The organism is Micromonospora sp. CP22, assembly GCF_009712475.1.
GTDB lineage: Bacteria > Actinomycetota > Actinomycetes > Mycobacteriales > Micromonosporaceae > Micromonospora.
In genome coordinates, this window is record NZ_VCJO01000004.1 from 73410 (window position 1) to 100009 (window position 26600).

The 26600-nt window shown below is 71.8% G+C and carries 19 protein-coding genes and 1 pseudogene; 10 read left to right on the top strand and 10 right to left on the bottom strand.

Annotation, left to right across the window (positions count from 1 at the left end; translation table 11 throughout):
* Nucleotides 1-36: 36 nt before the first annotated feature.
* The gene (locus FF096_RS08905) at nucleotides 37-462 is read right to left on the bottom strand and encodes an Hsp20/alpha crystallin family protein (RefSeq protein WP_155216312.1); all 426 of its coding nucleotides are present in this window, start codon (nucleotides 460-462) and stop codon (nucleotides 37-39) included.
* 160 nt (nucleotides 463-622) lie between these two features.
* Here FF096_RS08905 and FF096_RS08910 point away from each other — a divergent pair, with 160 nt between their 5' ends.
* Together FF096_RS08910 and FF096_RS08915 are read left to right on the top strand one after the other, a co-directional pair.
* On the top strand, nucleotides 623-2155 hold the full coding sequence (locus FF096_RS08910) for a glycosyltransferase family 39 protein (protein WP_309222950.1): 1533 nt from the start codon (nucleotides 623-625) through the stop codon (nucleotides 2153-2155).
* A 55-nt stretch (nucleotides 2156-2210) separates the two neighbouring features.
* Nucleotides 2211-2993 (top strand): FkbM family methyltransferase, encoded by a 783-nt coding sequence (locus tag FF096_RS08915; protein WP_155216314.1) that lies wholly within the window; start codon nucleotides 2211-2213, stop codon nucleotides 2991-2993.
* A 5-nt stretch (nucleotides 2994-2998) separates the two neighbouring features.
* Here FF096_RS08915 and FF096_RS08920 read toward each other — a convergent pair whose 3' ends face one another.
* The gene (locus tag FF096_RS08920; protein ID WP_155216316.1) at nucleotides 2999-3997 is read right to left on the bottom strand and encodes a tyrosine-type recombinase/integrase; all 999 of its coding nucleotides are present in this window, start codon (nucleotides 3995-3997) and stop codon (nucleotides 2999-3001) included.
* A gap of 104 nt (nucleotides 3998-4101) precedes the next feature.
* Between FF096_RS08920 and FF096_RS08925 the strand changes: the two genes are divergently transcribed.
* The gene (locus tag FF096_RS08925; RefSeq protein WP_309222951.1) at nucleotides 4102-4563 is read left to right on the top strand and encodes an HNH endonuclease; all 462 of its coding nucleotides are present in this window, start codon (nucleotides 4102-4104) and stop codon (nucleotides 4561-4563) included.
* Nucleotides 4564-4602: 39 nt separating this feature from the next.
* Here the strand turns inward: FF096_RS08925 and FF096_RS08930 are convergent, their stop codons facing one another.
* The 4 genes from FF096_RS08930 to FF096_RS08945 form a co-directional block, all read right to left on the bottom strand.
* Nucleotides 4603-5343, bottom strand: a complete 741-nt coding sequence (locus tag FF096_RS08930) for a VOC family protein (protein WP_155216318.1) — start codon at nucleotides 5341-5343, stop codon at nucleotides 4603-4605.
* A gap of 365 nt (nucleotides 5344-5708) precedes the next feature.
* A complete protein-coding gene (locus FF096_RS08935) occupies nucleotides 5709-6758 on the bottom strand; it encodes a S66 peptidase family protein (protein ID WP_155216320.1) in 1050 nt (349 codons plus the stop codon).
* A 134-nt stretch (nucleotides 6759-6892) separates the two neighbouring features.
* Nucleotides 6893-9691 (bottom strand): BTAD domain-containing putative transcriptional regulator, encoded by a 2799-nt coding sequence (locus FF096_RS08940; protein WP_155216322.1) that lies wholly within the window; start codon nucleotides 9689-9691, stop codon nucleotides 6893-6895.
* Between the two features lie 417 nt (nucleotides 9692-10108).
* Entirely contained in the window at nucleotides 10109-10630 is a 522-nt protein-coding gene (locus tag FF096_RS08945) for a DUF1992 domain-containing protein (RefSeq protein WP_309222952.1), read from the bottom strand.
* Nucleotides 10631-10693: 63 nt separating this feature from the next.
* Between FF096_RS08945 and FF096_RS08950 the strand changes: the two genes are divergently transcribed.
* Complete coding sequence (locus tag FF096_RS08950) at nucleotides 10694-11344, top strand: LysE family translocator (RefSeq protein WP_155216324.1); 651 nt, start codon at nucleotides 10694-10696, stop codon at nucleotides 11342-11344.
* A gap of 27 nt (nucleotides 11345-11371) precedes the next feature.
* Here the strand turns inward: FF096_RS08950 and FF096_RS08955 are convergent, their stop codons facing one another.
* Nucleotides 11372-13384, bottom strand: a complete 2013-nt coding sequence (locus tag FF096_RS08955; protein ID WP_155216837.1) for a beta-galactosidase — start codon at nucleotides 13382-13384, stop codon at nucleotides 11372-11374.
* Nucleotides 13385-13548: 164 nt separating this feature from the next.
* Between FF096_RS08955 and FF096_RS08960 the strand changes: the two genes are divergently transcribed.
* Nucleotides 13549-15897 (top strand): TIM-barrel domain-containing protein, encoded by a 2349-nt coding sequence (locus FF096_RS08960; RefSeq protein ID WP_155216326.1) that lies wholly within the window; start codon nucleotides 13549-13551, stop codon nucleotides 15895-15897.
* A gap of 67 nt (nucleotides 15898-15964) precedes the next feature.
* On the opposite strand, the gene FF096_RS08965 is transcribed toward FF096_RS08960, so the two are convergent.
* From FF096_RS08965 to FF096_RS08975, 3 genes are read right to left on the bottom strand one after another with little or no spacing between them, the layout of a single operon-like run.
* Entirely contained in the window at nucleotides 15965-16948 is a 984-nt protein-coding gene (locus FF096_RS08965) for a carbohydrate ABC transporter permease (protein ID WP_155216328.1), read from the bottom strand.
* Nucleotides 16945-17952, bottom strand: a complete 1008-nt coding sequence (locus FF096_RS08970) for a sugar ABC transporter permease (RefSeq protein ID WP_155216330.1) — start codon at nucleotides 17950-17952, stop codon at nucleotides 16945-16947. Before FF096_RS08970 ends, FF096_RS08965 begins: the two co-directional genes overlap by 4 nt.
* Before the next feature lie 40 nt (nucleotides 17953-17992).
* Complete coding sequence (locus tag FF096_RS08975) at nucleotides 17993-19660, bottom strand: extracellular solute-binding protein (RefSeq protein WP_309222953.1); 1668 nt, start codon at nucleotides 19658-19660, stop codon at nucleotides 17993-17995.
* Between the two features lie 196 nt (nucleotides 19661-19856).
* On the opposite strand from FF096_RS08975, the gene FF096_RS08980 reads away from it, so the two are divergent.
* The 5 genes and pseudogenes from FF096_RS08980 to FF096_RS09000 all read left to right on the top strand — a co-directional run.
* Nucleotides 19857-21074, top strand: a complete 1218-nt coding sequence (locus FF096_RS08980; protein WP_309222954.1) for an ROK family transcriptional regulator — start codon at nucleotides 19857-19859, stop codon at nucleotides 21072-21074.
* A 256-nt stretch (nucleotides 21075-21330) separates the two neighbouring features.
* On the top strand, nucleotides 21331-23781 hold the full coding sequence (locus tag FF096_RS08985) for a glycoside hydrolase family 3 C-terminal domain-containing protein (protein WP_155216334.1): 2451 nt from the start codon (nucleotides 21331-21333) through the stop codon (nucleotides 23779-23781).
* Nucleotides 23778-24836, top strand: coding sequence for a LacI family DNA-binding transcriptional regulator (locus FF096_RS08990; RefSeq protein ID WP_309222955.1), 1059 nt, complete (start codon nucleotides 23778-23780; stop codon nucleotides 24834-24836). The genes FF096_RS08985 and FF096_RS08990 overlap by 4 nt, the downstream gene beginning before the upstream one ends.
* 79 nt (nucleotides 24837-24915) lie before the next feature.
* Nucleotides 24916-26073 (top strand): hypothetical protein, encoded by a 1158-nt coding sequence (locus tag FF096_RS08995; protein WP_155216335.1) that lies wholly within the window; start codon nucleotides 24916-24918, stop codon nucleotides 26071-26073.
* A 43-nt stretch (nucleotides 26074-26116) separates the two neighbouring features.
* Nucleotides 26117-26257: pseudogene (locus FF096_RS09000) on the top strand (pyridoxamine 5'-phosphate oxidase family protein); the annotation flags it as partial.
* Nucleotides 26258-26600 lie beyond the last annotated feature (343 nt).

Below are 26600 nucleotides of genomic sequence, written 5' to 3' on the forward strand. Positions count from 1 at the left end.
CGCCGTGTCCCGTCCGGCCACGCCGGGTGCTGCTCGTCAGGCCCTGATCTCCTTGCGGCCGTTGCCGTTCGCGCTGATGGCGATCCGGCGGGGCTTGGCGCGCTCGGCCACGGGGATGCGCAGCGTCAACACGCCGTTGTCATAGCCGGCTTCGAGCCTGTCGGTGTCGAGGGTGTCGCCGAGGAAGAGCTGGCGGCTGAAGACGCCCATCGGACGCTCGGCGGCGACCAGCTCGACGTTGTCGTCGACGGGGCGGCGACGTTCGGCGCGGACGGTCAGCACGTTGCGCTGGACCGTGCAGTCGATGCTCTCCGGGTCGACTCCGGGCAGGTCGAAGGCGGCGTAGAAGTAGTCGCCGTCGCGGTAGGCGTCCATGTGCATGACGGCGGGACGGCTGGTGCTGCCGAAGAACTGCTCGGCGAGCCGATCGATCTCACGGAACGGGTCGGTACGCATCAGCATCGGGGTGCCTCCTCGGTTCTCCTGGCCGAAGGTCCTTAGTTGAGTCCGGTTGACTCAACTTCCACTTCCTTATTAGCTCGCTCCGTATCGACCGTCAAGTCGGCGAGGCCGCCCCCGTCGGGGGACCACCGATCGGGCGTTCACGGGTGACAATGAAACGGTGACGACGGCCACGCCGCAGGTCCGAACCGGTACGACAGACCGGCCGCCGGTTCCCGCGCCCGGCCCGCCGAGCATCGGTCCGTGGCTGGTCGCCGGGGCGGTCGCCCTGGTCCTGCTGGTCCTCTCCCCCCGGTACGGCTACCACCGCGACGAGCTGTACTTCCTGCTCGCCGGCCGGCACCTCGACTGGGGGTACGTCGACCAGGGTCCGCTGGTGCCGGTGCTGGCCCGCCTCGCCGACACCCTCGCCCCCGGCAGCCTGCTCGCCCTCCGGACCCCATCGGCGCTGCTGGCCGCCGGTGCGGTGCTGCTGGTGGCCGCGATCGCCCGGCAGTTCGGCGCGGACCGGGGCACCCAGACCTTCGCCGCCCTGCTCGCTGCCACGTCCGGCATCGTGCTGGCGCCCGGCCACCTGCTCAGCACCACCACCGTCGACGTGGTGATCTGGCTGGCCGCCGCGCTGTGCACGGTGCGACTGCTGCGGGGCGGCAACGGCCGTTGGGCCCTCGCCGTCGCGCTGCTGCTCGGCGTCGGCATGTTCAACAAGCTGCTACCCGCGCTGCTCGCCGTGGGGCTGGTCGCCGGGCTGACGGTGGCCGGGCCACGGCGGCTGCTGCGTGACCGGTGGGTGCTGACCGCTGCCGCGCTGTTCGGGCTGCTCGCCGCCGCGAGCCTGAGCTGGCAGGCGGCCAACGGTTTTCCCCAACTGGACGTCGCCGCGGCGATCTCCGACGGGGACAGCTCCTACAGTGGTCGGCTCGACGCCCTGCTGCTGCAATTCGTGATCATCAGCCCGTTCGTGGTGCCGATCTGGCTGACCGGCCTGGTGGTGCTGCTGCGTCGGCCCGGCTGGCGTGGCCACCGGGCGCTCGGCTGGGCCTGGCTGGTGGTGACCGGCATCGTGCTGCTCGTCGGGGGCAAGGGCTACTACGACGCCCCGCTGCTGCTGGTGCTCACCGCCGCCGGTGCGGTCGTCGCGGTCGGTTGGGCGGCACGCGGTCGCCTACGTCGCGCCCTGCTGGCGGCGGTCGTCGCGCTCACCGCCGCCAGCAACGCGGTGCTGCTGCTGCCGGTGCTGCCTCCCGACGGGCTGCCCGACTTCGTCGTGGCGATCAACTACGACGCCGGGGAGACCATCGGTTGGCCGGCGTTCACCGATTCGCTCGCCGCCGTGCACCGGGCACTGCCGGAGCCCGAGCGGGACCGGGCGGTCATCCTCACCGGCAACTACGGGGAGGCGGGCGCGGTCGCCCGCTTCGGTGCGCGGCGCGGGCTGCCGGCCGCGTACTCCGGGCACAACAGCATGGCCGACTTCGGTCGGCCGCCGGACGACGCCGACGTGGTGATCGCCGTCGGGTTCGCACGGCCGGACCGGTTGCGGTCCTGGTTCACTGACGTCACCCTCGCCGGTCGGGTGGACCTGGGGGTGACGGTGGACAACGACGAGAACGGCGGGCCGATCTGGGTGTGCCGGGGACTGCGGCGTCCGTGGGCCGACATCTGGGACACCGAGGTACGTCACACCGGGTGAACGGCAGCCACGCGGACCGCCACGACGCGCACGTCGGGCGGGTTAGGGTGCTGCGATGGGTACCCTTTCCGCCGCGGTCGAGGCGCTCAAGACAGACCCGCGCACCGCCTCGCTGCGCCGTTCGTTGGAGGTCTACTACGGCAACCCGGACCGGGACGCGGCGATGGACTCCTTCTACTCCCGCTTCGTCCACCCCGGCGACCTGGTCTTCGACATCGGCTCACACGTGGGCGACCACATCGGCAGCTTCCGGCGGCTCGGCGCCCGGGTCGTCGCCGTCGAACCGCAACCGCTGTGCCTGCGGGCGTTACGGGCCATCTACGCCGACGACGACGAGGTGACGCTGGTCGAGGCGGCCTGCGGAGCCGCACCCGGCCGGATCGGTTTCCTGGTCAACTCGGCCAACCCCACCGTCTCCACCGCCTCCACCGACTTCGTGAGCGCCGCCGCCGGTGCGGGCGGTTGGGAGGACCAGGTCTGGGACGGTCAGATCGAGGTACCCGTGACCACCGTCGACACGCTGATCGCCGAGCACGGCACACCGGCCTTCGTCAAGATCGACGTGGAGGGTTTCGAGGACGCCGTGCTCGCTGGTCTGAGCCACCCGCTGCCCGCCCTGTCGTTCGAGTTCACCACGATCGGGCGGGCGGTCGCGTTGCGGTGCCTGGACCGGCTCACCACGCTCGGCTTCGGCGGGTTCGACGTGGCCCTCGGCGACGACAAGGCGTTGACCCTCGGGCGGTGGGTCGACGCTGGGGAGATGGCCGCGCACCTGCTCGCGTTGCCGCACGAGGCCAACTCCGGCGACGTGTACTGCGTCTCGACGACCAGCGGCTGACGGGGTCAGCCGCGACGGCGGGCCCGGGCCGCCCAGATGGCGTACGCCGGATCCCGGTCCAGGTTGTGCCGGTCCCGGTCGTAGCGGCGGGTGGTACGCGGGTCGGCGTGCCCCATCGCGTCCTGCACGTCCTCCAACGGCACCCCCTCGGCGCGGGCGGTGGTGGCGAAGGCGTGCCGCAGAGAGTGGGGGGACAGCCGCGACCAGGCCGGAATCCCCGCACTGCGGGCGAGCCGTCGGACCAGCCGGAACACCGAGTGCCGGTCGAGCCGGGCACCGCTGGCGGTGACCAGCAGCGGACCGGTCAACTGACTCACCTCGACCCCCTGCGCGGCGGCCCGCTCGGCAAGGTACGCGTCGACGGCGTACGCCGTGCCCGGGGTCAGTGCCCGGCGACGGGGCCGGCCGCCCTTGCCGACGAACCGCACACTGCGGTGCCCCCGCTCGGCGCCCAGGTCCTCCAGGTTGAGCGAGACCAACTCGCCCACCCGCAGTCCCAGGTCGGCGAGGAGGGCGACGGCGGCGCGGTTACGGGCGGCGGTCGGGCCGGTCTCGGCCTCGGCGACCGCGAGCAGCGCATCCACCTCGTCCGGGGTCAGCCCGACGGTGACCGAGTGGTCCCGATCCACGCGCGGCCGGTCGGCCCCGGAGACCGGGTTGGACTCGACCGCCCGCAGCTTGACCAGGAAGTCGTACCAGCTCGACAGCGCGGACAGTTTCCGGGCCACGGTCGCCGGGGTCAGTGGACGGCCGGTCCGGGCGGCCAGGCTGCTCTCCAGGGCTCGCCCGTACTCGTTGACGTGCAGGAAGTTCGCGCGCAGCGGATCCAGCCGACGGGCCTCGCACCAGACCAGCCAGCCGGCGACGTCGCGGCGGTACGCGTCACGGGTGTGCTCGCTCAACCGCCGGTTACGCAACCACGCGTCGGTGACGGCCATCGGCCCGTCTGGCAGGGCCGGATAGGCCGATGGGCGTTGCTGCACCACAGTGTTGGACCCACGCATGCGAAAAATGCTCTCAGCCCCGTTGTGGGTTGACGATCAGGCGCGCCGACATTTCATGATCGGCAAATCGTGCAGCTGGGATTCCCGGCCCTTACCCTGACTCTGTGCTGTCTGAGGTCAACGGTCTGTCCCGACGATTCACCGAGGAGACCCTCCGGGCGTACCTGCTCAGTCGCGCGACCCGCAGCGACACCGGATGCCTGATCGTGCGCGGCTACGGCGCCCGGCGCGGCGTGCACCAGAAGCTCGCGGGTCGGGCGTGGGCGCACATCGCGGCGTACGCGGTCTTCGTCGGCGGCTACGACCCGACCCTGGAGGTCCACCACGACTGCGCGGTGCCGGACTGCATCGAGCCGACCCACCTGCGCCAGCTCAGCCACGCGGACAGCGCTCGGCGGCGGGCCCAACGCCAACACTGCCGCAACGGGCACGAACGGGAGATCGACCCCGCCACGGGTCGCCTGCGGCGGGTCTGCCGCAGCTGCAACCGGTTGGCGCAGAAACGCTGGCGTGAGCGCCAGGCGGCACAGGTCGCCGAAGCCCGAGCGGCGTACGGTCGCGGGTAGCCGACGTACACCGCTCGGGCATCAGGTCGCGGGCTGGGGTCAGCCCGGGGAGAGGACGCAGAGTTCGTTGCCCTCCGGGTCGGCGAGACACTTCCACGACACGTCGTCGCCCTGGCCGACGTCGATGACGGTGGCGCCGAGCGCCGTCAGCCGGGCCACCTCCGCCGCCTGGTCGTCACCGGCGTACGGCTTCAGGTCTAGGTGGGCCCGGCTCCACCAGGTCCGCTCCCCCGACGTCCGGAGGAACTCCAGGTACGGCCCGACGCCCGCGGCCGACCGCAGCCGGGCGTGGTCGTCGGTCACCTCGTGCACGATCCAGTCGGTCGCCTCGCCCCAGAACCGGGCCATGGCGCGCGGATCCGCGCAGTCGACCACCACCGTGGCTATCGGCCCGGTGTCCCGGTAGATCTCCCGAGGTTCCAGCACGCAGAACACGTTGCCCTCCGGGTCGGCCAGCACCGTCCACGGCACGTCACCCTGGCCGATGTCGGCATGGGTGGCACCGAGGGAGAGCAGGTGGGCGACCAGCTCCGCCTGATGGGCCTCGGAGGTGGTGGCGAGATCGAGGTGTACGCGGTAACGCACCGTCTCCGGATCCGGGACGCGGACCACGTCGATGCAGACCGCGGTCGGGTCCGGCCAGGAGAATCCCACCGGTTCGATGTTGGTCACCCCGGGCCCCTCGCTGGAGACGCCCCAGCCGAGCGCATCTGCCCAGAACTGGCCGAGGGCCGCGTCGTCCCGAGCCTTGTAGTTCACCTGAACAAGCCGCAATGCCATCCGACAACCTTACGGATCGAGGCGTCGACCCGGTGGCCCGCACGCTTGGGGCCCGCCACATCTTTGATCGTGATGCGGTTGGGACTCACGGCCGTCTGGGCGCAGGTGGCCCGGTCGGGCTGGTGTCCGGCAGGCGATGACAACAGCCTGAGTGCTTACGCACCTTAACTGACATTATGATGCATGGTCGATTTGCCGGTTTTCTGCACTCCAATTATCGGATTGCTGTAAACGATAATCCGATAATTGGAGTGCAAGGCGTCACGGTTCGTCGGTGAGCTGCGCTGAGCTGTTCAGGGCGTCAGCGGGAAGCGGCGGCATGCCACGGTGCTCCGGGTGGCGTGCCGCCGAGCGCCCGCTCGGGTCTATCGGTAGTCGGCGACGATTCGGCGATCGCGGCCGTCGACGGTGATGGACCCGCCATGGGGCAGGATCCACTGCGGTCGGGTGTGTCCGAAGGGAACGCCGACACAGATCACGGCCTGCGGGTTGTAGCGGGTCACCACCTCGACGACCGTGTCGCGCTGCTGCTCGCGCAGTCGGGCCCGCTCGGCGGCTGACGGCTGGCTGGTGAGGTTCGAAGCCGGTGGGCGTGCGACCAGGACCGCGTCGACCGCAGCGAGGATCCCCCGTTCGCCGAGGGCACGGACGATCCGTCCGATGTCGCGGGCGGGACGCAGTTCCTCGGAGGTCTCGATGATCAGCACCCCGCCGTCCAGCACGTCCGGGGCGAACGGGAAACGCCCGGCGGTCAGGATCCACTCGATGACTTCGAGGCAACCACCCCAGGTCGCACCGGTCACCGAGCGGGACGGTCCGTGCCAGGTCCACGGCTCAGTCGGCTCCCGCTCGCCGAAGTGCCGCAGTGCTCGCGGGTCGGCCCAGTCGACCCCGATGTCCTCGGATTCACCCGGGTCCGTGATCTCCAGGCGCTCACCGGTCAGGAGAGCCGCCCGCAACGACCGCGCGTGGACGTCGTCCACGGCGGGGCCGGGACCGAGGTGAACCTGTGACGATCCGCCGTAGAAGCTGGTGATCCCGAGCCCCCACAGCCAGTGGTGCAGGTTGGTGTTGTCGCTGGTGCCGAGGAAGGGTTTCGGGTCGGCGCGGGCGAGCTCGGCATCCAGGTGAGGGATGACCGTGATCTGGTCGTCCCCTCCGATGACCGCGAGGATGCCACGGACACTGGGGTCCGCGAAGGCGGCGTTGATGTCGGCTGCCCGCGCTTGCGGTGTCGCACCCACCTGCCGGGTGGTCGGGTACTCGACCGGTAGCAGGCCGGTGACCTCGGTGAGGCGTCGCATGGCCTGCTCATGGATCGCCGGGTAGGCGCCCGCCGCAGCGAACGACGGCGAGACGACCGCGACGCGATCTCCTGGACGGGCCTTGCGGGGATGGACCAGATCACGCCTCATACGGAGATCCAACAGCGACGACCGCCCGGCTGCATCCGGTTTCCGCGCGCAGCGGGTGGGTCGATCCGCGTCGCACGCCCCGTGCAGCAGGGCAGACCACGAGCCCGGATGCGCCGCAGATGGCGGGCCGCTCGTCACCTTCCGGCGGCGTGGACGGCGGCGAGTTTCTCCCGCAACTGATCGGCCTCGGTGTGTTGTAGCTCGGTGAGGATCTGCAACGCCTGCCGCCAGCAACGCTCGGCGGCCTCCGGCTCGCCGAGAGCCTGGTGGGTGTCCCCCAGGTGGTTCAGCGCCTCCGCCTCGTTGTAGCGGTGGCCGAGTTCCCGGCTGAGGGTCAGCGAACGCTGATAGCAACGCGCCGCCCGCTGGTACTCACCGAGATGGTGATGGGCGTAGCCGAGGGTGTCCCAGCTGTTCGCCTCGCCGGTGCGATCGGCCAGCCGCCGCTGCACGGTGACCGCCTGCTCGCAGTAACGGATCGCCTCCGCGTACTCGCCGAGGATGACGTGGTCCCAGCCCAGCGCGTTGAGCGCCCGAGCCTGCCCCGCCTCGTGCCCACTGTCCCGAAAGAGTTGCAGCGCCCGCTCGTCGTGGCGCAACGCGGCGGCCTGGTCCCCTTCCTTCTCGCTGATCCAACTGAGCCCCAGCAGCGTGTGCGCCTGGCCGACCCGGTCGGCGAGGTCGTCCAACAGCACCAGCGCCGCCTCCAGGTGAGCCCGCGCCGTCGCGAAGCGGCCGGTCTCCGAGTAGGCCGGCAGGATGTCGCGGTGCGCCTGGGCCATCGCCGCCCAGTCGCCGCGACGCTCCGCGGCGGCCAACGCGTGACTCTGTACGGTGATCAGGTCGGCCCAGCAGCCCCGCCGGCCCATGAACGTGCTCATCGCCCACGCCACCTGCCACGCGTGCTGCTCGAAGCCGCTCCTCGCGGCGAGCCCCACCACCTGGACGAGCACCGGCAGCTCGGTGGTGAACCAGGCCATCGCCTCGGTGTTGTCCGTGGGATCCTCCGGCGCCACCCCTGGCTGTGGCGGCGGTGTCGCGATCGGATCCCGCAGCGGAGACAGGCACCGGTCGGCCCGGACGGCACTGTGCAGGTAGTGGTCCACGATCCGGTGCAGGGCGGCCCGGCGCTCCGCCGCGGGCTGCGACTCGACCATCTCCGCCGCGTACGCCCGCAGCAGGTCGTGGCAGGTGTACCGGCCCGGCACCCGCTGCACCAGTAACTGGAACCGGACGAGGTCGCTGAGGATCGGACGCACCTGTCGCTCGGGCAGCGCCGCCAGGCTGGCCGCCGCCGGTGCGGAGATGTCCGGTCCCGGATGCAGCCCGAGCAGACGGAACAGCCGCGCCGCCGGCGCGCCGAGCGCCCGGTACGACCAGGAGAAGACCGCTCGCAGGTCGGTGGCGGGGTCGCCGCCGCTGGCGAAGCCGTCGAGGCTGCCCTGGACCTCGGCGAGTTCCCGGTCGAGGACGGCGAGCGGGAAGTCGGGACGCGCCGCCGCTCGGGCCGCCGCGACCGCCAACGCCAGCGGCAGCCCGGAGCAGCGCTCGATGATGCCGTCCACCGAGGCCGGTTCGGCCGCCAGCCGACACTCGGTCAGCCGCCGGGCCAGCAGCTCGCGTGACTCGGCGGCGGTGAGCAGGTCGACGGAGATCTGGCTGGCGCCCTCGACCGCCACCAGGCCGGACAGCTGTTGGCGGCTGGTCACCACCACCGCGCATCCCGGGGCACCGGGCAGCAGTGGGCGTACCTGCTCGGCATCCCGGGCGTTGTCGAGCACGATCAGCATCCGCCGACCGGAGACCAGGCTGCGGTACCGGCCGACCAACGCGTCCAGCTCCGTCGGCATCGACGCCGGTGGCACACCGAGAGCGTCGAGGAAGCCGCGCAGCGCCACCGGCGGTGGCATCACCTCCGCCGAGGGTTCGAAGCCCCGCAGGTTGACATACAGCTGCCCATCGGGGAAACGGTCCAGGTTGTCGTGGGCCCACCGCAGCACCAGCCAGGTCTTGCCGATCCCACCCATTCCCCCGACCACGCAGACGGCGACACCGCCGTCGTTCGCCAGCTGCCGGTCGAGGGCGGCGGTCAGCGTCGCCAGCTCATGCGTACGACCGGCGAACATCGCCGGTCGGGGCGGCAGCTGCTGCGGGACCACCGCCGTGCCGACCGCTCGTGCCCGCGACGATGCGGCGAACTCGGGGTCGCCGTGGAGGATCCGCAGATGTAGTTCCTGTAGGTCTGGACTGGGATCGACGCCCAGCGCCTCGGCCAGGCTGTGCCGCATCCGCTGGTAGTGGTCGAGCGCCTCGGCCTGCCGCCCGGAACGGGACAGCGCCAGCATGAGCTGACCGGCGAGACGCTCGTCCAACGGATGCTCGACGACCTCGCGCGACAACTCCGCCACCAACGTCGCATGCTGACCATGCCGTAGCGCGACGTCGGTCCGGTCCCGCTCCGCCGCCCGTCGACGCTGCTGCAGGGCGGTACGCAGGTTGTGGAACCACGGCGTGTCCAGCGGCGCGAACGGCTCCCCGCGCCACAGACCGATCGCCTCGTCGAAGAGGTCGAGGGCGGTCCCGTCGTCGGCGCTTCGCCGAGCCCGGTCGATTAGCTTCTCGAAGCGGTGCAGGTCCACCGTCATCGGATCCACCGCCAGCAGGTAGCCGCTGCGCTGTCGGTCGATGCGGACGTCGGGGAACCCGGCGAGACAGCGGCGTAGCCGCGACAGGTAACTGTAGAGCGAACTGTGTGCCCGCTGCGGTGGCCGGTCCGGCCACACCCGCTCAAGTAACTGGTCAACGTGGACGACCCGGTTCGCCTCGACCAGCAGCACCGCCAGCACGCAGCGCTGCCGGGCGTGACCGATGTCGACCGGGTTGCCGTCGGCGAGTGCCACGACCTCGCCAAGCAGCCTGAACTCCACGGACATGAGCCCCCACTGTCGCACCTGCCACCCCACCGGCGGATTCAAGTTTTCCACAGGAAGTGTTCAAGGGGTGTCCGCTAGTGACCACACCCGAGCAGCCGCTCGCGTGACCCGGCCACCACCGGTACGCCGCTCGGGCGGCTGCCAGCACCGCTGATCTGCGGATTCAAGAGGTTCGCAAGATTCGCGCAGGGCCTCACCCGGATGGTGGGTGGTGACCGGCGGTGCGGCGTTCGCCCAACTGGCACCGCGGCGAACGCCACCGCGGGTCCAGGGCCGGCGTGTGATCGCCTGACGGGGGCCCTGAAAGCGTCGGCGGGGAAAGGGGTGTCCCCGCCGACGCTTCGCCCGACGGCCGGTGTCGCCCGCGCGACCCGGGCCGGGCTCGGCGAGGCGTCGGCGACCGGCGACGTCGTCCCGTCACGTGGTGCGGCGGCGGAACCAGAAGCGCCGTCGCGACGGCGCCGGTGCAGGGGCGGGCGCCGGTGGGGTGGCGGCTCGGCGGTCGTCTCGCCAGCGCCGCACCACCGCGTCGGCGTCGGCCGGGCGTACCGCGACCTGCGGGCCGGACGGGTTACGCAGCCAGGCCAGCACCTCCGCGTTGAGCTCGGCCACGACCGCGCGTACGGCCTGCTCGGTCGGTAGGTCCCGGACCTCGTCGGCGAGGTGCTCGATGCGGCGACGCAGCAGCAGCGGAGTGGGCAGCAACAGGTCGGTCGGCACCTGTTCGCGCTCCAGGAAACTCTTGATCCACCAGGACTCGTCGTACGGCAGGCCCCGCCCGGCGATCGGCTTGCCCGCACCGGGCAGGTTGTCGAACTCGCCGCGCTCCTGAGCCGACCTGATCTGCGCCTCGACCGACGCCTCCCACCGCAGCTCCACCGTCGCCACCTCCCCGGTCAACCGTAACGTGACCACCGTCTCCCGACGACGCAGCGTCACGGGAACGTCCGGCCTTCCCGTCGCACTAGGCTCAGCCGCAGAAACAGGACGGGGGTCAAGAGCATGGTGAGTACGGCGGGTGTTGTCGGAATCGCATTGGTTGCCCTGGGGCTGGTGCTGACGCCGGGGCCGAACATGGTCTACCTGGTGTCCCGCTCGGTGACCCAGGGTCGGCGGGCCGGGTTGATCTCGCTGCTCGGCGTCGCCGCCGGGTTCGCGGTCTACCTGGTGGCGGCGGTGGCGGGCATCGCCACACTGTTCGGGGTGGTGCCGGCGTTGTACACGGCGGTCAAGCTGGCCGGCGCGGCGTACCTGCTGTGGCTGGCGTGGCAGGCGTTGCGCCCGGGTGGGCAGTCGCCGTTCGCCCCGGTGCCGCTGCCGCCGGATCCGGCCCGGCGACTGTTCACCATGGGGATGGTCACCAACCTGCTCAATCCGAAGATCGCCATCCTGTACGTGTCGTTGCTGCCGCAGTTCATCGATCCGGCGCGCGGCAACGTGGCCGTCCAGAGCCTGCTGCTGGGGCTGACCCAGATCACCGTGGCGTTGACGGTGAACGCGCTGATCGTGCTGACCGCCGGTGGTATCGCTGGTTTCCTCAGCCGACGGCCGCTGTGGCTGCGTGTCCAGCGGATGGTGATGGGTACGGTGCTGGCGGCGCTGGCGGTACGCATCGCCGCCGACCGTTCGCGCGCCGCCGTCGCCACCGGCTGAGCCAGCCGGGGCCGGTAGGTCGTCGGGTCAGTCCGCGCTCTCGCGGAGCACCGCGACACCGCCGGGCGGCAGGGTCACCGCGTCCTCGGCCGGGGTGGCGTGGAGCAGCTCCCAGCCTCGTGCCGGTACGCGCTGCTCACGGTCGGTGTGGTTGAGCAGGAACAGCCAGCTCGTGTCGCCGTGGCGGCGGCGGACCGCCTCGACGCCCTCGGGTGCGCCGGGGCAGACCGGCTCGACACCTGCCGCGCGGGCGGCGGTGTCGAGCAGCCGGCGGTGGCTGGTGTCGTCGAGGCGGGTGGACAGGTACCAGGCGACGCCGTCGCCGACCTGGTGCCGGGTGACGGCGGGCATCGCGTCGAGTACGCCTCCGGCGTAGGACAGGACGGGATCGGCACCGGTCAGGTGCAGCGTCTCGGACCAGATCCGCCCGGTGCCGCCGTCGTCGAGCCGGACGTGGTCGTCGGCGGCGAGGGGGTGGAACTCCTCGGCGTAGACCCCGAGCAGGTCCCGCAGCGCGCCGGGGTAGCCGCCGAGGCGTACCCGGGCGTGTTCGTCGGCGACGCCGCTGAGGAAGGTGGCCAGCAGGTGACCTCCGGCGTGGACGTACCCGCGCAACCAGTCGGCGGTGGCGTCGTCGATCAGGTAGAGGGCGGGCAGGATCAGCAGCCGGTACCCGTCGAGGGGGTCGCCCGGGGTCACGGTGTCGCAGCCGTAGCCGGCTCGCCAGAGCAGACGGTGCGCGGTGGCGAGTTCGTCGTGGTGGTCCGGCAGGGTCGACGGTAGGCCCGGATGCCGCAGCGCCCAGCCGCTGGCCGCGTCGGCCACGAGCGCCACGGTCGCCTCGACGTCACCTCGGACCTCGGTGAGCCGGCGCAGCGCGGCACCGAGTGTGACGGCCTCCCGGAACACCCGACTCTGTGGGCCGGCGTGCGGCACCAGGGCGGAGTGGAAGCGCTCCGCGCCGCCGGCCGGTGCCCGCCACTGGAAGAACAGCGCGCCGTGCGAGCCACGGGCGACGTGGGCGAGGCTGTGCCGCAGCATCCGCCCCGGTTCCTTGGTGTGCATCCGTCCGGCGGTGTGGATCTGGTTGGGTGCGCTCTCCATCAGCAGCCAGGTCGACGCGCCCGGCGGGGTGGGTCGGCGGTGGGCGGCGGCGTGGCGGGCCCAGCCACGGGCCAGGTCACCGACGAGGGCGGTCTGTTCCTCGGCCCCGCCGTCCACAGCGGACGGGTAGTGGTCGACGGCGACCAGGTCGACCTCGGTGGCCCAGCGGGCGTGGTCGACCGGTACCCAGTCGCCGAGCACGTAGTTGGTGGTGATCGCGAGCGCCGGGTTCGCCGTGCGCAGCAGGTCGCGCTGCTCGGTGTACGCGGCGAGCAGGGTGTCCGACCAGAAGCGCCGGAAGTCGAGCAGTTGACCGGGGTTGGGCAGGTACTGGGTGGCCCGGGGGGTGCTGATCTGCGCCCAGTCGGAGTAGTGCTGGCTCCAGAAGCTGGTGACCCAGGCGTCGTTGACGGCGGCCAGGTCCCCGTGGCGGTCGGCCAACCATCGGCGGAAGGCGCGGGCGGCGTGCTCGCAGTGGCAGGTGGTGCCGTACTCGTTGTGCACGTGCCAGCCGGCCAGCGCCGGGTGCTGGGCGTACCGGTCGGCCAGGGCGGCGGTGATGCGCCGCGCGGCCTCCCGGTAGGCGGGGGTGGCGGCGCAGTAGGTGTCCCGGCTGCCGTGGTGCAGGCGAACCCCGTCGGCGGTGACCGGCAGCGCACCCGGATGGGCCAGGGAGAACCACGGCGGCGGTGACGCGGTGGGGGTGGCCAGGGCGACTCGGACACCGGCGCCGTGCAGCAGGTCGAGCACCTGGTCGAGCCAGTCGAAGGTGTAGCGGCCGGGCGCCGGTTCGAGTCGGGACCAGGCGAAGACCCCCACGGTGACGAGGTTGACACCGGCCTGACGCATCAGCGCGACGTCCTCGGACCAGACCTGCGCCGACCACTGCTCGGGGTTGTAGTCACCGCCGTAGCACAGCGGGCCGTCGATCCACATCAGCACCACCAGCCCGCTGTTAGTTGGGGATCCATCCAAACTATGGATCATCCCTGCGCATGTCAACCGCCCGACATACGGCCACATCAACGATCATCGTTGACAGTTCGTTGGGTAATTAAAGAAACTGGCGGCACCGCCGCTAACCCCGTCGAGGAGAGCTGATGCCGTACCGCCCGCCGTTGGTGCCCTACGAGACCTTCGTCGCCGACCCACCCGATCTGCCGGTGCGTGCTCCCGGCGAGAGCGGTCCGGCCGTGGTGAGCCGGGCCGAGGTCGCCGGCACCGACGCGTACGGCGCGACCGTCAAGGCGGTGCTGGCCGACGGGGTGACGGCGGTGGTCCGCGTCGACGCGGCCGGCGACGGCGTGATCCGGGTACGCCTGGCCGAGGACCCCCAGGCCCGCAGCCGGTCGGCCCGACTGATGCCGTTGGTGCACCCCGGCACCCACCCGGCCACCGTCGCCGTCGAGGACCAGCGGATCCGCGTCGACGCCGGAGCGGTGATCGCCGAGATCCGCCTCGATCCGTGGCACATCCGGTTCCTACGTCCCGACGGCTCGCTGCTGGTGGAGCAGGATCCGGGCACGGTCGACATCAGCGGCCGGCAGCGCACCCTGCCGTTCGGGCACTCCACCACCGACGGTGTCCGCGTCGCCTGGCACGAGAGTTTCCTCGCCCCCGGCGACGAACGTTTCGTCGGCTTCGGCGAGAAGTTCACCCCACTGGACAAGCGCGGCCAGCGGGCCCTGATGTGGAACTTCGACGCCTTCGGCAGCGAATCCGACCGGTCGCACAAGAACGTCCCGTTCTACCTGTCCAACCGTGGCTACGGAGTCCTGGTCGACAGCGGGATGCCGGTGCAGTTCGACGTCTGCCAGTCCACCCACAGCGCGGTGCAGATCCTCGTCCCCGACGACCTGCTCGACTACTACGTGCTGGCCGGACCGACCCCCGCCGAGGTGCTCGACCGGCTGCACCGGTTGACCGGCAAGCCGTACCTGCCGCCGCGCTGGGCCTTCGGCACCTGGGTCTCCTCGGGTTTCTACCCGGACAGTCAGGAACGGGTGCTGGAGCGGGCCCGGCGCATCCGGGAACGCGACATTCCGTGCGACGTGCTGCACCTGGACTGCTACTGGCAGGTCGCCGGCAGCTGGTCGGACCTGCGCTGGGACGCCGAGGCGTTCCCCGACCCGGCCGGGATGCTGCGGACCCTGACCGAGCAGGGCTTCCGGGTCTGCCTCTGGATGAACCCCTACCTGATGACGGGCAGCCCCCTGTACGCCGAGGCCGACGCGGCCGGGTACTTCCTGCGCCGCGCCGACGGCAGCACCTACGTCGCCGACGTGTGGCACGGCAGCTACCCCGCCTCGGCCATCGTGGACCTGACCAACCCGGAGGCGGTCGACTGGTTCACCGGGCTGCTACGGCCTCTGCTGCGGCAGGGGGTGGCGGTGTTCAAGACCGACTTCGCCGAGGGGGTGCCCGCCGACGCGGTGGCCCACAACGGGATGACCGGCGTCGAGCTGCACAACGTCTACGCCCTGCTGTTCAACGACGTGGTCGCCGGGGTCACCGAGGAGGTGGCCGGTCACCGGGCGGTGTGGGCACGCTCGTCGTATCTGGGTGGGCAGCGGCACAGCGCGCAGTGGAGTGGCGACGTCAACGCCACCTGGCCGGCGTTGGCCAGCACGCTGCGGGGCGGCCTGTCGCACGGACTGTCGGGGGTGCCGTTCTGGAGCCACGACACCGGCGGCTTCCACGGCACTCCCGAGCCCGACCTCTACGTACGCTGGTCGCAGTTCGGGGCGCTGTCGCCGCTGGTGCGGCTGCACGGCACCACCAGCCGACTGCCGTGGGACTTCCCGGCCGAGGCGGAACGACTCGCGGTGGCCGCCCTGCGGCTGCGTTACCGGCTGATGCCGTACCTCTGGTCGGCGGCGGTGCAGGCGGCCCGCACCGGCGTACCGATGATGCGGGCCCTGCTCGTCGACACGCCGCAGGATCCGACGGCCTGGACCACCGAGTTGCAGTACCGCCTCGGCTCGGATCTGCTGGTCGCGCCGATCATCGACGCGTCCGGGGAGCGGGACGTGTACCTGCCCGTCGGCGACGACTGGTTCGACGCCGCCACCGGTGAGCTGCATCCGGGCGGCCGACACCTACGGGTGCGGTCGCCGCTGGAGCGGCTGCCGTTGTACGTTCGTCGGGGCGCGCTGTTGCCGCTGGTCGAGCCCGGGGCCACCGTCGGCGACGGGCCCTTCCCACCGGTGACCCTGGTCAGTTGGGGCGCGGTGGACGGACGTACGGTGGTGCACGACGTGGACGCAGACACGATCATCGAGGCAGTCCGCGACGGCGACGAGTTGCGGATCCAGACCCGGGGCCCAGTGCTGGTGGGGCAGCTGGCGCTCGCGGGGGTCGGCGATGCCGACCGACCGGCCCGGTCACTGCTCAACGGTGCGGCGGTGACCGTCGTGCCCTTCACGGGGTTCTTCCCCGCGCAGGGTTGACCGTCCGCGCGACGCCCGACTGGACGGAGTCGGGCGTCGCGCGGACGGGGCCGCCCCACGCGATGGGTCAGCCCTTCACCGCTCCGGTGATCACGCCCTTGGTGAAGTGACGCTGCACGAACGGGTAGATGATCACGGCCGGGATGACCGTCACCACCACCACCGCCATCTTGACCGCGAGCGTCGGCGGGTACGCGGTCACCCCGGGCAGGTTCACCGTCGCGCCGGAGACGTTCGGTGACTGCCCGGCGAGGATGTAGCTCTGCAACACCCGCTGGATCGGGAACTTGTCGTTGGAGTCGATGTAGAGCACCGCGTTGAAGTACACGTTCCAGTAGCCGACCGCGTAGAAGAGCCCGACCACGGCGATCACCGCCTTGGACAGCGGCAGCACGATCCGGGTGAGGATCCGCAGCTCCCCCGCGCCGTCGATGCGGGCGCTGTCGAGCAGTTCGGACGGCACGTTCATGAAGAACGCGCGGATCACCACCAGGTTGAACACGCTGATCGCGCTGGGCAGGATCAGCGACCAGATGCTGTCCTTCAGGCCCAGCCCGGTCACCACCAGGTAGCTCGGCACCAGTCCGGGGAAGATCAGGAACGTCAGCAGGAAGTAGAACAGCAGGCCACGGTGGGCCACCGAGCCCGGCCGGGACAGCCCGTACGCGGCCAGCACGGTGAGCACCAGGCTGACCGTGGTGCCGACCACGGTGACCAGGGTGCTGATCCACACCGCCCGGGTCACGTCGCCGCCGCTGAAGATGGTGATGTACGCCGACGGGTCGAACTCCCGGGGGATCATCACCATGCCGCCCGCGTCGTCGATGGTGCCTCGGGAGGCGAGGCTGGTGACCAGCACCGCCCAGAGCGGCACCAGCACCGCCGCGACCAGCAGGGTGAGCACGATCCCCTTGCCGATGGTCAGGGGTGTCGACGGGCTGCCCGCCCATATCGGCCGATCGGGGTGGCGACGTCGACGCGGTGGCGCGGGTGGCCCCGCCGTGGTCGGTGCCGTGGGCACCGGTCCGGCGCCACTGAGTTGAGCGGTCATGATTTCGAGTACACCCCCTGTTCGCCGAGCCGGTGCGCGACCTTGTTCGCGGTGAGGATCAGCGCCAGCCCGACCGCCGCCTTGAACAGGCCCGCCGCCGCGCCGAGCCCCCACTGCTGGGTGCTGATCGCCTGGTAGTAGACGAAGGTGTCGAGCACCTCGGCGGCCTCCCGGCCGACCGCCTCCCGTTGCAGGATGAACTGCTCGAAGCCGACCGACAGCGCGTCACCGAGCCGCATGATGAGCAGCAGCACGATCACCGGCCGCAGTCCGGGCAGGGTGATGTGCCACAGCCGACGCCACCGGCCCGCGCCGTCGGCCGCCGCCGCCTCGTACAGGTTCTGGTCGATCGCGGACAGCGCGGCCAGGAAGACGATGGCGCCCCAGCCGAGGTCCTTCCACACCGCCTCGGCGGTGACCAGCACGATGAAGGTGTCCGGGTTGGTCATGATGTTCCACGGCTCGTAGCCGGCCTGGCGCATCTCCTGGGCCAGCAGCCCGGCTCCGCCGAGCATCTGCACGAAGAACGTCACCACCAGCACCCAGCTGAAGAAGTGCGGCAGGTAGACCACGCTCTGCACGAAACCGCGCACCCGCCCGGAGACGACGCTGTTGAGCAGGATCGCCAACATGATCGGCAGCGGGAAGAAGAACACCAGCTGGAACGCGGTGATGCTCAGGGTGTTGCGTACCGCGTCCCAGAACAGTGGGTCGCGGAAGAGCGCCTCGAAGTTGCCGAAGCCGATCCACTCGCTGTTGAGGAACGCCTCGAGGGGGTTGTCACCGACGAACGGGTTGTAGTCCTGGAAGGCGATGATGTTGCCGAGCGTCGGCAGGTAGTGGAAGACCAGCAGCAGCGCCGCCGCCGGCGCGGCCATCGCCAGCAGCGGCCAGTCGCGGCGCAGCCGGGACCGCAGGCTGCGCCGGCGACCCCGCCGGGGACGCCGCGGCGACGGCGTACGCCCGGCGGGTGGTCGGGTGTCGACGGTGTCGGTGGCGCTCATGCCGGCTCCCGGTCGGTCGGCGGCACGTCTACCTGCTCATTCATCGGCCGTTGTCGGCGAGCGCCTTCTCGTGGAACGCGCGGCCCTCCTCGCCGCCGGTGTCGAGGAACTCCTTGCGTACCTGGGCCAGGTCGCTGACCGGGCGACGACCGCGCAGGATGTCGCGGAGCTTGTCGTCGGTCGGCTGGATGATCTTCGACCAGTTCGCCGGCAGTTCCAGCTTGATCCCGGCGAACAGGTCCTTCTCCATCTGGTCGATGTGCTTGCGGTAGTAGCCCAGGTAGTCCTGCACGAAGTTGGGGGTGTCGCCGCTGCGCACCTTGACCGGCACCCGGCCGCCGATGTGGGTGTACTGCGCGCCCAGCTCGGCGCGTCCCCGCTCGGTCAGCGTCGGCGTGCCGTCGGCGCCCCGGGTGAAGTGCTGTCCCTCCACGCCGTACTCGCGTAGTTCGAACTCGCGGCTGCCGAACGGGGCGGCGCACCAGTTGAGCACCCGCAGCACCTCGTCGACCCGCTCGGCGGACAGGTCCTTCTTCAGGAAGGTGTAGAAGACCGGCTTCTCGCTGCCCCAGATGACCGGCTGGGCGCCCTGCGCGCCGAAGACCGGCAGCGGCTGCATGTTGAAGGTGGGCAGTTCCTTGGACCGTTCGCTCTGCATGCCCTGCCAGGCGCCGAGCCCGTCCCGGTACATCAGGATCTTCCCGGAGTTGAACAGCTGCTTCTCGTCGGCGCCCTTGCTGGCCACCGTGTCCGGGTGCACCAGGCCCTCGGCGAACAGCCGGGCGGTGAACTCCAACGCCGCCTCGAACGCCGGATCCTCGAACTTGTGCTCCAGGCCGCCGTCGGGCTTCTTGCGCCAGGTCTGGTGGCAGCCGAAGTACTGCTGGACCATCTCGAAGACGCTGCCGAAGGCCCACACGCCCTTGGCCGGGTCGGTGGCCTTCTTGCCGAACTCGTACAGCTCCTCGGGGCTGGTGGGGGCGGCCATCCCGGCGGCGTCGAGCAGGTCCTTGCGGTAGAACATGGCCCACGCGAACGGGCCGTCGGTGGGGAACGGCACGGCGTAGAGCCGCCCACCCCAGACCGAGTACTCCCAGGCGCCGGTGGGCAGCGCCGCCAGGTACGGGTACTTCGCCGCGTTGTCGCCCTGGAGGTGGTCGGTCAGGTCGGTGAACAGCGCCTTGACCGCGTCGGAGAACCGGGCGACCTTGTCCACCTCCCAGTTCGGCGCGGACAGCAGCTCCGGCACGTCGCGGGCGCCGAGCATGGCGTTGAGTTTGTCGGCGTAGGTCAGGCCGTCCTGCAGGCTCGGGTTGACCTCCACGCCGAGTTTGCCGTTGACCGCGCTCAGGTAGGAGTTGCGTCCCAGCGGCGGCGGGGTCGGGCCCCACCACGGGCTCATCGTCTGGATCGGCGGGCCGCCCCGGCCGGGCTGCTCGGTGATCGCGTCGACCAGCTCGGTCGGATAGCTCAGGTAGCCGTCCGGGATCGGGCCCTCGCCTGGGATGTCCGGCTTGAGCAGTTCGGCCCGCTGGTAGGTGGGCAGCACCGCCTTGATGGCGTCGGCGCTGGTGGCGCTGCCCTGGCTGCCGGCTTCCTTGCTGCAACCGGCCAGGGCGCCGCCGCCCATGGTCGCGGCCGCGCCGAGGCCGAGCAGCCGCAGCATGGTCCGTCGGTCGGTGGATGCGCTCGGCAGGGAAGGCTTCACGGCGCACTCCCTTCGTCATCGGTATCGGTTTGCGGAGCCGGAGGCTCAGGCTAGGATTAGTTGGGGTTCTAGCCGAACAAACTAATCGACGGCTATCCGTCCCACAAGACAGGCGGGCGGCCTGGTCAGTCCCGCCAGCGCGGTACGCGAAGATGGACGCGCGCCGCGCGACACCGGCGCAGGGAGCGGGCAGAACGTGATCAGCATCCACAACGAACCGCAGCCGAGCGACCTCGGTGACGTACGCGTCGCCAACCGGGCGGTGGTGCTGCGGCACGTACGTCTGCACTCCCCCTGCTCCCGCGCGGACATCGCGGCCCGGACCGGGCTGAACAAGGCCACCGTCTCCAGCCTGGTGACCGAGCTGATCGACCAACGGCTGCTCCGCGAGACCGGGCTCACCGAGAACCGGGTCGGTCGACCCGCCACCATGCTGGTGCTCGACGGTGAGCCGTACGCCGCCCTGGGCCTTCAGATCGGCGCCGACGAACTGGTGGCCGTCGCCGTCGACCTCGGCGGCAACCGGCTGCTCACCTGGCGGCGGGCCTTCGCCGCCACCACCGTCTCCCCCACCGAGACGCTGCGCGCCCTGGCCGCGCTCGCCCGGCGGGCCGTCGGCCGGGTCACCGCCCAGGGGCGCACCGTGCTGGGTCTCACCGTCGGCGTGCCGGGGCTGGTCGACCCCTCCGGCGCGGTGCCGCTGGCCAGCGCCCTGGGTTGGCGGGACGTGCCGGTCGCGGCGCAGCTACGGACCATCCTGCGGGAGCCGGAGTTCACCGTCGCCGTCGACAGTGTCGCCAACCTCGCCGTCCTCGCCGAGCAGCGCCACGGTGGCCACGCGGGCAGCTCGGACCTGGTGCACCTGACCGGTGGGCTCACCGTCGGCGCCGGCATCATCGCCGCCGGGCGACTGCTGCGCGGCGGTCGCGGCTTCGCCGGGGAGATCGCGCACCTGCCGCTCGACCCGGCCGGGCCGTCCTGCGCCTGCGGCCACCACGGCTGCCTGTCCGCCCTGGTCGGGCTACCCGCCGTGGTACGTCGACTGCTGCCCGACGCGGAGGCCGACGGCCCGGTCACCGACTACCTGCCGGAGCTGACCCGGATCGTGGCGCTCGCCCGTCAGGACGACCCGGTCGTGTGCGGCGGCCTGGCCGAGATCGGCCGCCACCTCGGCCGGGGCGTCGCCGTCCTGGCCGACCTGCTCAACCCGGAGACGGTCGTGCTCGGCGACCACTTCGCCGCGCTGGCGCCGTGGCTGCTGCCGGCCGCCCGGTCGGAGTTGGCCGCCCGGGCCCACGCCCCGGGCGCGGGCGGCTGCCGCCTGGAGGCCTCCACCCTGGACACCGCCGGCGCCCTCGGCGGCGCCACCGCCGCCCTGGCCACCGTCGAGGCCGGACGCCTGCCCGCCGGCTGACCGGCGGACACCCGCTGCGGTCGATGCCCGCTCGGCCGGTCGGAGTCTTGACCCGACCCGCCGCGAGTGCCAACCTCGACGTGAGCCGCTCCACACGGGCACCTGGGGCGGCTTGATTTCCACGGTTTGTCGAAGCGCTTCGCCAGCGTCCGGGCCGACGACCGTCACCCCACCACGACCTGTGAGGCCGCCCGGCCATCCGCCGTCGAAGCGCTTCGACCCCCGGCGCGCGCCGGGCACGGGAAGGCGAACCACCATGACCGACCGCACCACCACCACCGCCATCCGGGAGCGGGTCGACGACCTGCTCACCCGACTCACCCTGCCCGAGAAGATCGGGCTGCTGCACCAGTGGCAGGCACCCGTCCCCCGCCTCGGCCTGCCCGGCTTCCGCACCGGCACCGAGGCGCTGCACGGCGTCGCCTGGCTCGGCGCGGCCACCGTCTTCCCCCAGGCCATCGGCCTGGCCAGCAGTTGGAACCCCGACCTGATCCGCGCCGTCGGCGCCGCCGTCGGCGACGAGGTACGCGCCAAACACCAGGCCGACCCGCACCAGGTCGGCCTCAACGTGTGGGCACCGGTGGTCAACCCGCTGCGCGACCCACGCTGGGGACGCAACGAGGAAGGCTGGTCGGAGGATCCGTGGCTGACCGGGCGGCTCGCCACCGCCTACGCCCAGGGGCTCCGCGGTGAGCACCCCGAACGGCTGCGGACCGCCCCCACGGTCAAACACTTCCTCGGCTACAACAACGAGACCGACCGGGCCACCACCTCCAGCAACCTGCCACCCCGGGTGCTGCACGAGTACGAACTACCGGCGTTCCGCGCCCCCATCGCCGCCGACGCGGCGGTCGCCGCGATGGCCTCGTACAACCTGGTCGACGGGGTGCCGGCACACCTGAGCCCACTGATCGACGACGAACTGCGCCGGTGGGCGCCCGGCGAGGTGCTGGTCGTCGGCGACGCGGGCGCGGTCAGCAACATCGCCGGAGTGCAGGGCCACCTGCCCGACGACGTCAGCGGATTCGCCGCCGCGCTGCGTGCCGGCATCGACAGCTTCACCGAGCACGACGCCGACAGCGCCCCCACCCGCCGATACCTGACCGAAGCCCTGGACCGGGGGCTGATCACCGAGGCGGACGTGGACCGGGCGGTCCGGCGGGCGCTCACCATCCGGTTGCGGCTCGGTGACCTGGACCCACCACACACCGACCCGTACGCCACCGTCGGCCCAGAGGTGATCAACTGCGCGGCGCACCAGAACCTGGCCCGGGAAGCCGCCCGACAGTCGATCGTGCTGCTGAGCAACCAAGGGTTGCTGCCACTGCCGTCCGACCTGCGCGTCGCCGTGCTCGGCCCGCTCGCCGACATCGTGCACACCGACTGGTACAGCGGCACCCTGCCGTACGCGGTCAGCGTCAGTGACGGGTTGGCGCAGCGGCTGCCGCAGGTCACCAGCCACCCCGGCACCGACCGGATCGGGTTGCGGGTGGGCGACCGGCACGTGGGCTGCCCCGACGACGCCGACGGTGGGCCACTTCGTGTCGGGGAGGCAGTCGCCTGCTTCGACGTGTTCGACTGGGGTCGGGACACGGTGGCGTTGCGGGCCGCCGGCAACGGCCGCCACGTCGGCGTCGACGACGACGGCACACTGGTCAACGACCGGCCCGGCCCCGGCGGCTGGGTGGTCCGGGAGACCTTCCAGTTCGACCCGCTGCCCGACGGCACCGTGTTGCTGCGTCACCTGGCCACCGACCGGTACGTCACCGTCGACGACGACGGCCTGCTGCGCGTCGACGGCGACGACCGGCAGGCCGGCACCCCCTTCGACATCGACGTGGTCGTCGACGGCGCGGCACGGGCCGCCGAACTGGCCGCCGCCGCCGACGTGGCGGTGGTGACGCTGGGCAACCACCCGATGGTCAACGGTCGGGAGACCGAGGACCGGCTCGACCTGTCCCTGCCGGCCCGGCAGGAGGCGATGCTGCGCGCCGTGCACGCCGCCAACCCGCGCACCGTGCTGGTGGTCACCAGCAGCTACCCGTACGCCATCGGGTGGGCGCGGGAGCACCTGCCGGCGGTGCTCTGGTCCTCCCACGGCGGGCAGGAACACGGCCACGCCCTGGCCGAGGTGCTGCTCGGCGACGCCGAGCCCGGCGGCCGGCTCACCCAGACCTGGTACGCCGACGCCGCCGAACTGCCGGACCTGCTCGACTACGACGTGATCGGCGCGGACTCCACCTACCTGTACTACCGGGGCGAACCGTTGTACCCGTTCGGGCACGGACTGTCCTACGCCGACTTCGACTACCGCGACCTACGGCTGAACGCCACATCGGTGAGTGTCGGCGAGGATGTCGAGGTGAGTGTGGACGTCGTCAACACCGGTGACCGCCCCGGCGTGGAGGTGGTGCAGCTCTACACCCGACAGCGGCGTTCCCGGGTCAAACAGCCGCTGCGGCAACTGCGCGACGCTACCCGGGTCGTCCTCGCCGCCGGTGAACGGCGCACCGTCACGCTGCGGCTGCGCAGCGCCGAGCTGGGCTGGTGGGACGCCGAGCGGGGCCGCACCGTGGTGGAGGAGGCCACCCACACCGTGCTGGTCGGGCGTTCCGCGACCGACATCCGGCTGGTCGGCGCCCTCGCCGTACGCGGTGAGTCACCGGCCCACCCGAGCCAGCCGCACGCGGTGAGCGGGGTCCGGTGAGCGGGCGGGGCCGGGTGCCGTCCGGTCAACCCACCATCTCCGACGTGGCCCGGCACGCCGGTGTCGCGGTGAGCACCGTGTCGTACGTGCTCAGCGGCAAACGGGCCATCTCCGAGGTGACCCGCAACCGGGTGCTGGCCAGCGTCCGGCTGCTCGGCTACCACCCCAACGCGGGTGCGCGGGCCCTGGCCAGCCGACGCGCCAACGTGATCGCGTTGGTGCTGCCGCTGCGCTCGGGCATCCAGGTGCCGGTGGTGATGCAGTTCGCCACGGCGGTGGTGACCTCCGCCCGCAGCCACGACCACGACGTGCTGCTGCTGACCTCCGACGAGGGCCCGCAGGGGTTGCACCGCATCGCCGCCGGTGCCCTGGTCGACGGGGTGCTGGTGATGGACGTGGAACTGCACGACGTGCGGGTGCCGCTGCTGCGGCAGCTCGGCCGCCCCAGCGTGCTGATCGGGGTGCCCGCCGACACCGACGGACTGACCTGCGTGGACCTGGACTTCCACCGCGCCGGCCAGGTGTGCGTGGAGCACCTGGCGAGCCTCGGTCACCGCCGTATCGCGCTGCTCGGCGCGCCGCAAGCCGTCTACGACCGGGGCACCGGTTTCGCCCACCGCACCCGCGCGGGCGTGGTGGAGGCGGCGACCCGACACGGGGTCGAGGCGGTGACGCTGCCCTGCGAGGAGAACGCCGCCGAGGTGCACCGCCGGGTGGTGGAGCTGTTCGACCGGCAGCCGGAGCTGTCCGCCCTGGTGGTGCAGAACGAGGCCGCGGTGGGCCCGGTGCAGGCGGCGCTGGCCGCGCTGGGTCGACGCGTGCCGGATGACGTGTCGGTGGTGGCCGTCTGCCCCGACCAGTTCGCCGAGCACGCCAACCCGCGCCTGACCTCCGTGCCGGTGCCCGCCGAGGAGATCGGCCGGCAGGCCGTGTCGCTGCTCATGCGGAAGGTACGCGACGAGGCGACCCCGCAGGTGACGTTGTTGGAACCTCAGCTGACCGTGCGCGACAGCACCGCCCCGGCGGTGCTCGACGATCGGACGGCGGCCCGCTGACCGGATGCGCCGGGTTCTCCGGTGGCCCTGCGGTGACCTCGTCGCCGTCGCCGACAGGGCCCACTAGACTGCCGCCTCGATGGACGCCGAGTCGATTTCCGCCCCCGAGACGCGGCCGTGCGCCCACTGTGGGCGTGACGTGCCGCAGCGGGCCGGTGCGGGCCGCCCGTTCCGGTACTGCCGGGACAACGACGGCGCCTGCCAGCGGGCCTCCCGCAACAGCCGGATGCGTCACCGCAACGCCCCGGGCCTGCCCGGTCAGGTGGCGCGCACCTGGGAGGCCGTGGATCGGCTCGACCAGATCGTGGCGACGCTGACCGAGGCGTTGCACGCCGAGTTGTCCCCGGCCGGGGTGCAGCGGCAGCTGTCGCAGCTACGCGCGGAGGCCGCCGGGGAGGTCGCGGCGGCGCAGGCCGAACGCGACGAGGCGGTGCGGGCCGCCGAGGACGCCGTGGCGCAGGCCGAACGGCAGCGCCGGCGCTGCGAGGCGGCGACCGTCGAGCGGGACGCCGCTCGTGTCGAGGTCACCCGGGCGGGCGCGCAGGTGACCGCCGCCGAGCAGCGGGCGCAGGACGCCGAGACGGCCCGGGACGAGGCGCTGCGGGAGGCGGCGGCGGCGCAGGCGTTGCGGTCGCAGGCCGAGGCCGACCGGGACGCCGCCCGCAGTCAGTTGGCCGCGCTGCGCGCCGACCTGGCCGCCGAGCAGCGCCGCAGCGGCGAGGTGGCCGCGGATCGTGACGCCGCACGCGTCGACGCCGAGCGGGCCGCCGACGCCGCAGCGGCGGCGCTGGCCGAGGTCGAGCGGCTGCGGGGTGAGCTGGCGCAGGCGCGGGCCGACGCCGACGCCGCCCGCGTCGACGCCGAGAAGGCCCGCGCGGAAGCCGACCAGGCCCGGGTGGACGCTGAACGGTCCCGGGCGGACACGGCCTCGGCGCGCGTCGAGGCCGAGCGGGCGGAGCAGGCACGTCGGCTGGCCGAGGCCGACCGGGACCGGGCGCGGGCGCAGGCCCACCAGGCCGGGGAGCAGCAGGCCGCCGTCACCGCCCGCGCGGACCGGTTGGACGACGAGTTGGCCGGCGTACGCGCAACGCTCGGCGCCGCGCAGCGCCAGGTGACCGAGCTGACCGTACGCCTGCGTGCCGTCGAGGCCGACCGCGACGACGCCCGTGAGCAGGTGGCGCAGCTCGCCGCGAAGGTCGCCGACCTGGCCACCGCCCTGACCCACTCCACCCCCTGACCAGGACCTCGCGAACCTCGGGTGGGTGGGCGAGGATGGGGGTATGGGGATGACGTATGAGCGCATCGATGGGCGGCTACGGGAGTTCATCGAGGCGCAGCCGATGTTCTTCACCGCGACCGCGCCATTGGCCGGTGACGGCACGGTCAACCTCTCACCCAAGGGCCCAGCCGTAGCTTTCAGCGAAAAATCAACGCTAAGAAGTTGATCTAGGCGAGTGGGGCGGCGTGGCCCTCTGCGGACCGCCGACCCCAACGCAGCATGTGGCCGGCACCCACCCCCCGGGTGCCGGCCACATGCTGCGCGTCGTTGACGGTGGTGCGGCAGAGGTGGCACCGGGCCGTCGACGCGCGACCCCTTCGCCTTGTGCATCGATCGGGCGTGGTGGTGAGTGACGGTCCGGCGTCGGCGAATGCGAATGCGGGCAGGACTTGGCGCAGGGGTGTCCGAGAATCGACCGTTTCCCGAACAAGATCAAAAAGTAGATCGGCGATCGGTCAGGGCTGTCCAACAAACCTGTCCAGAAA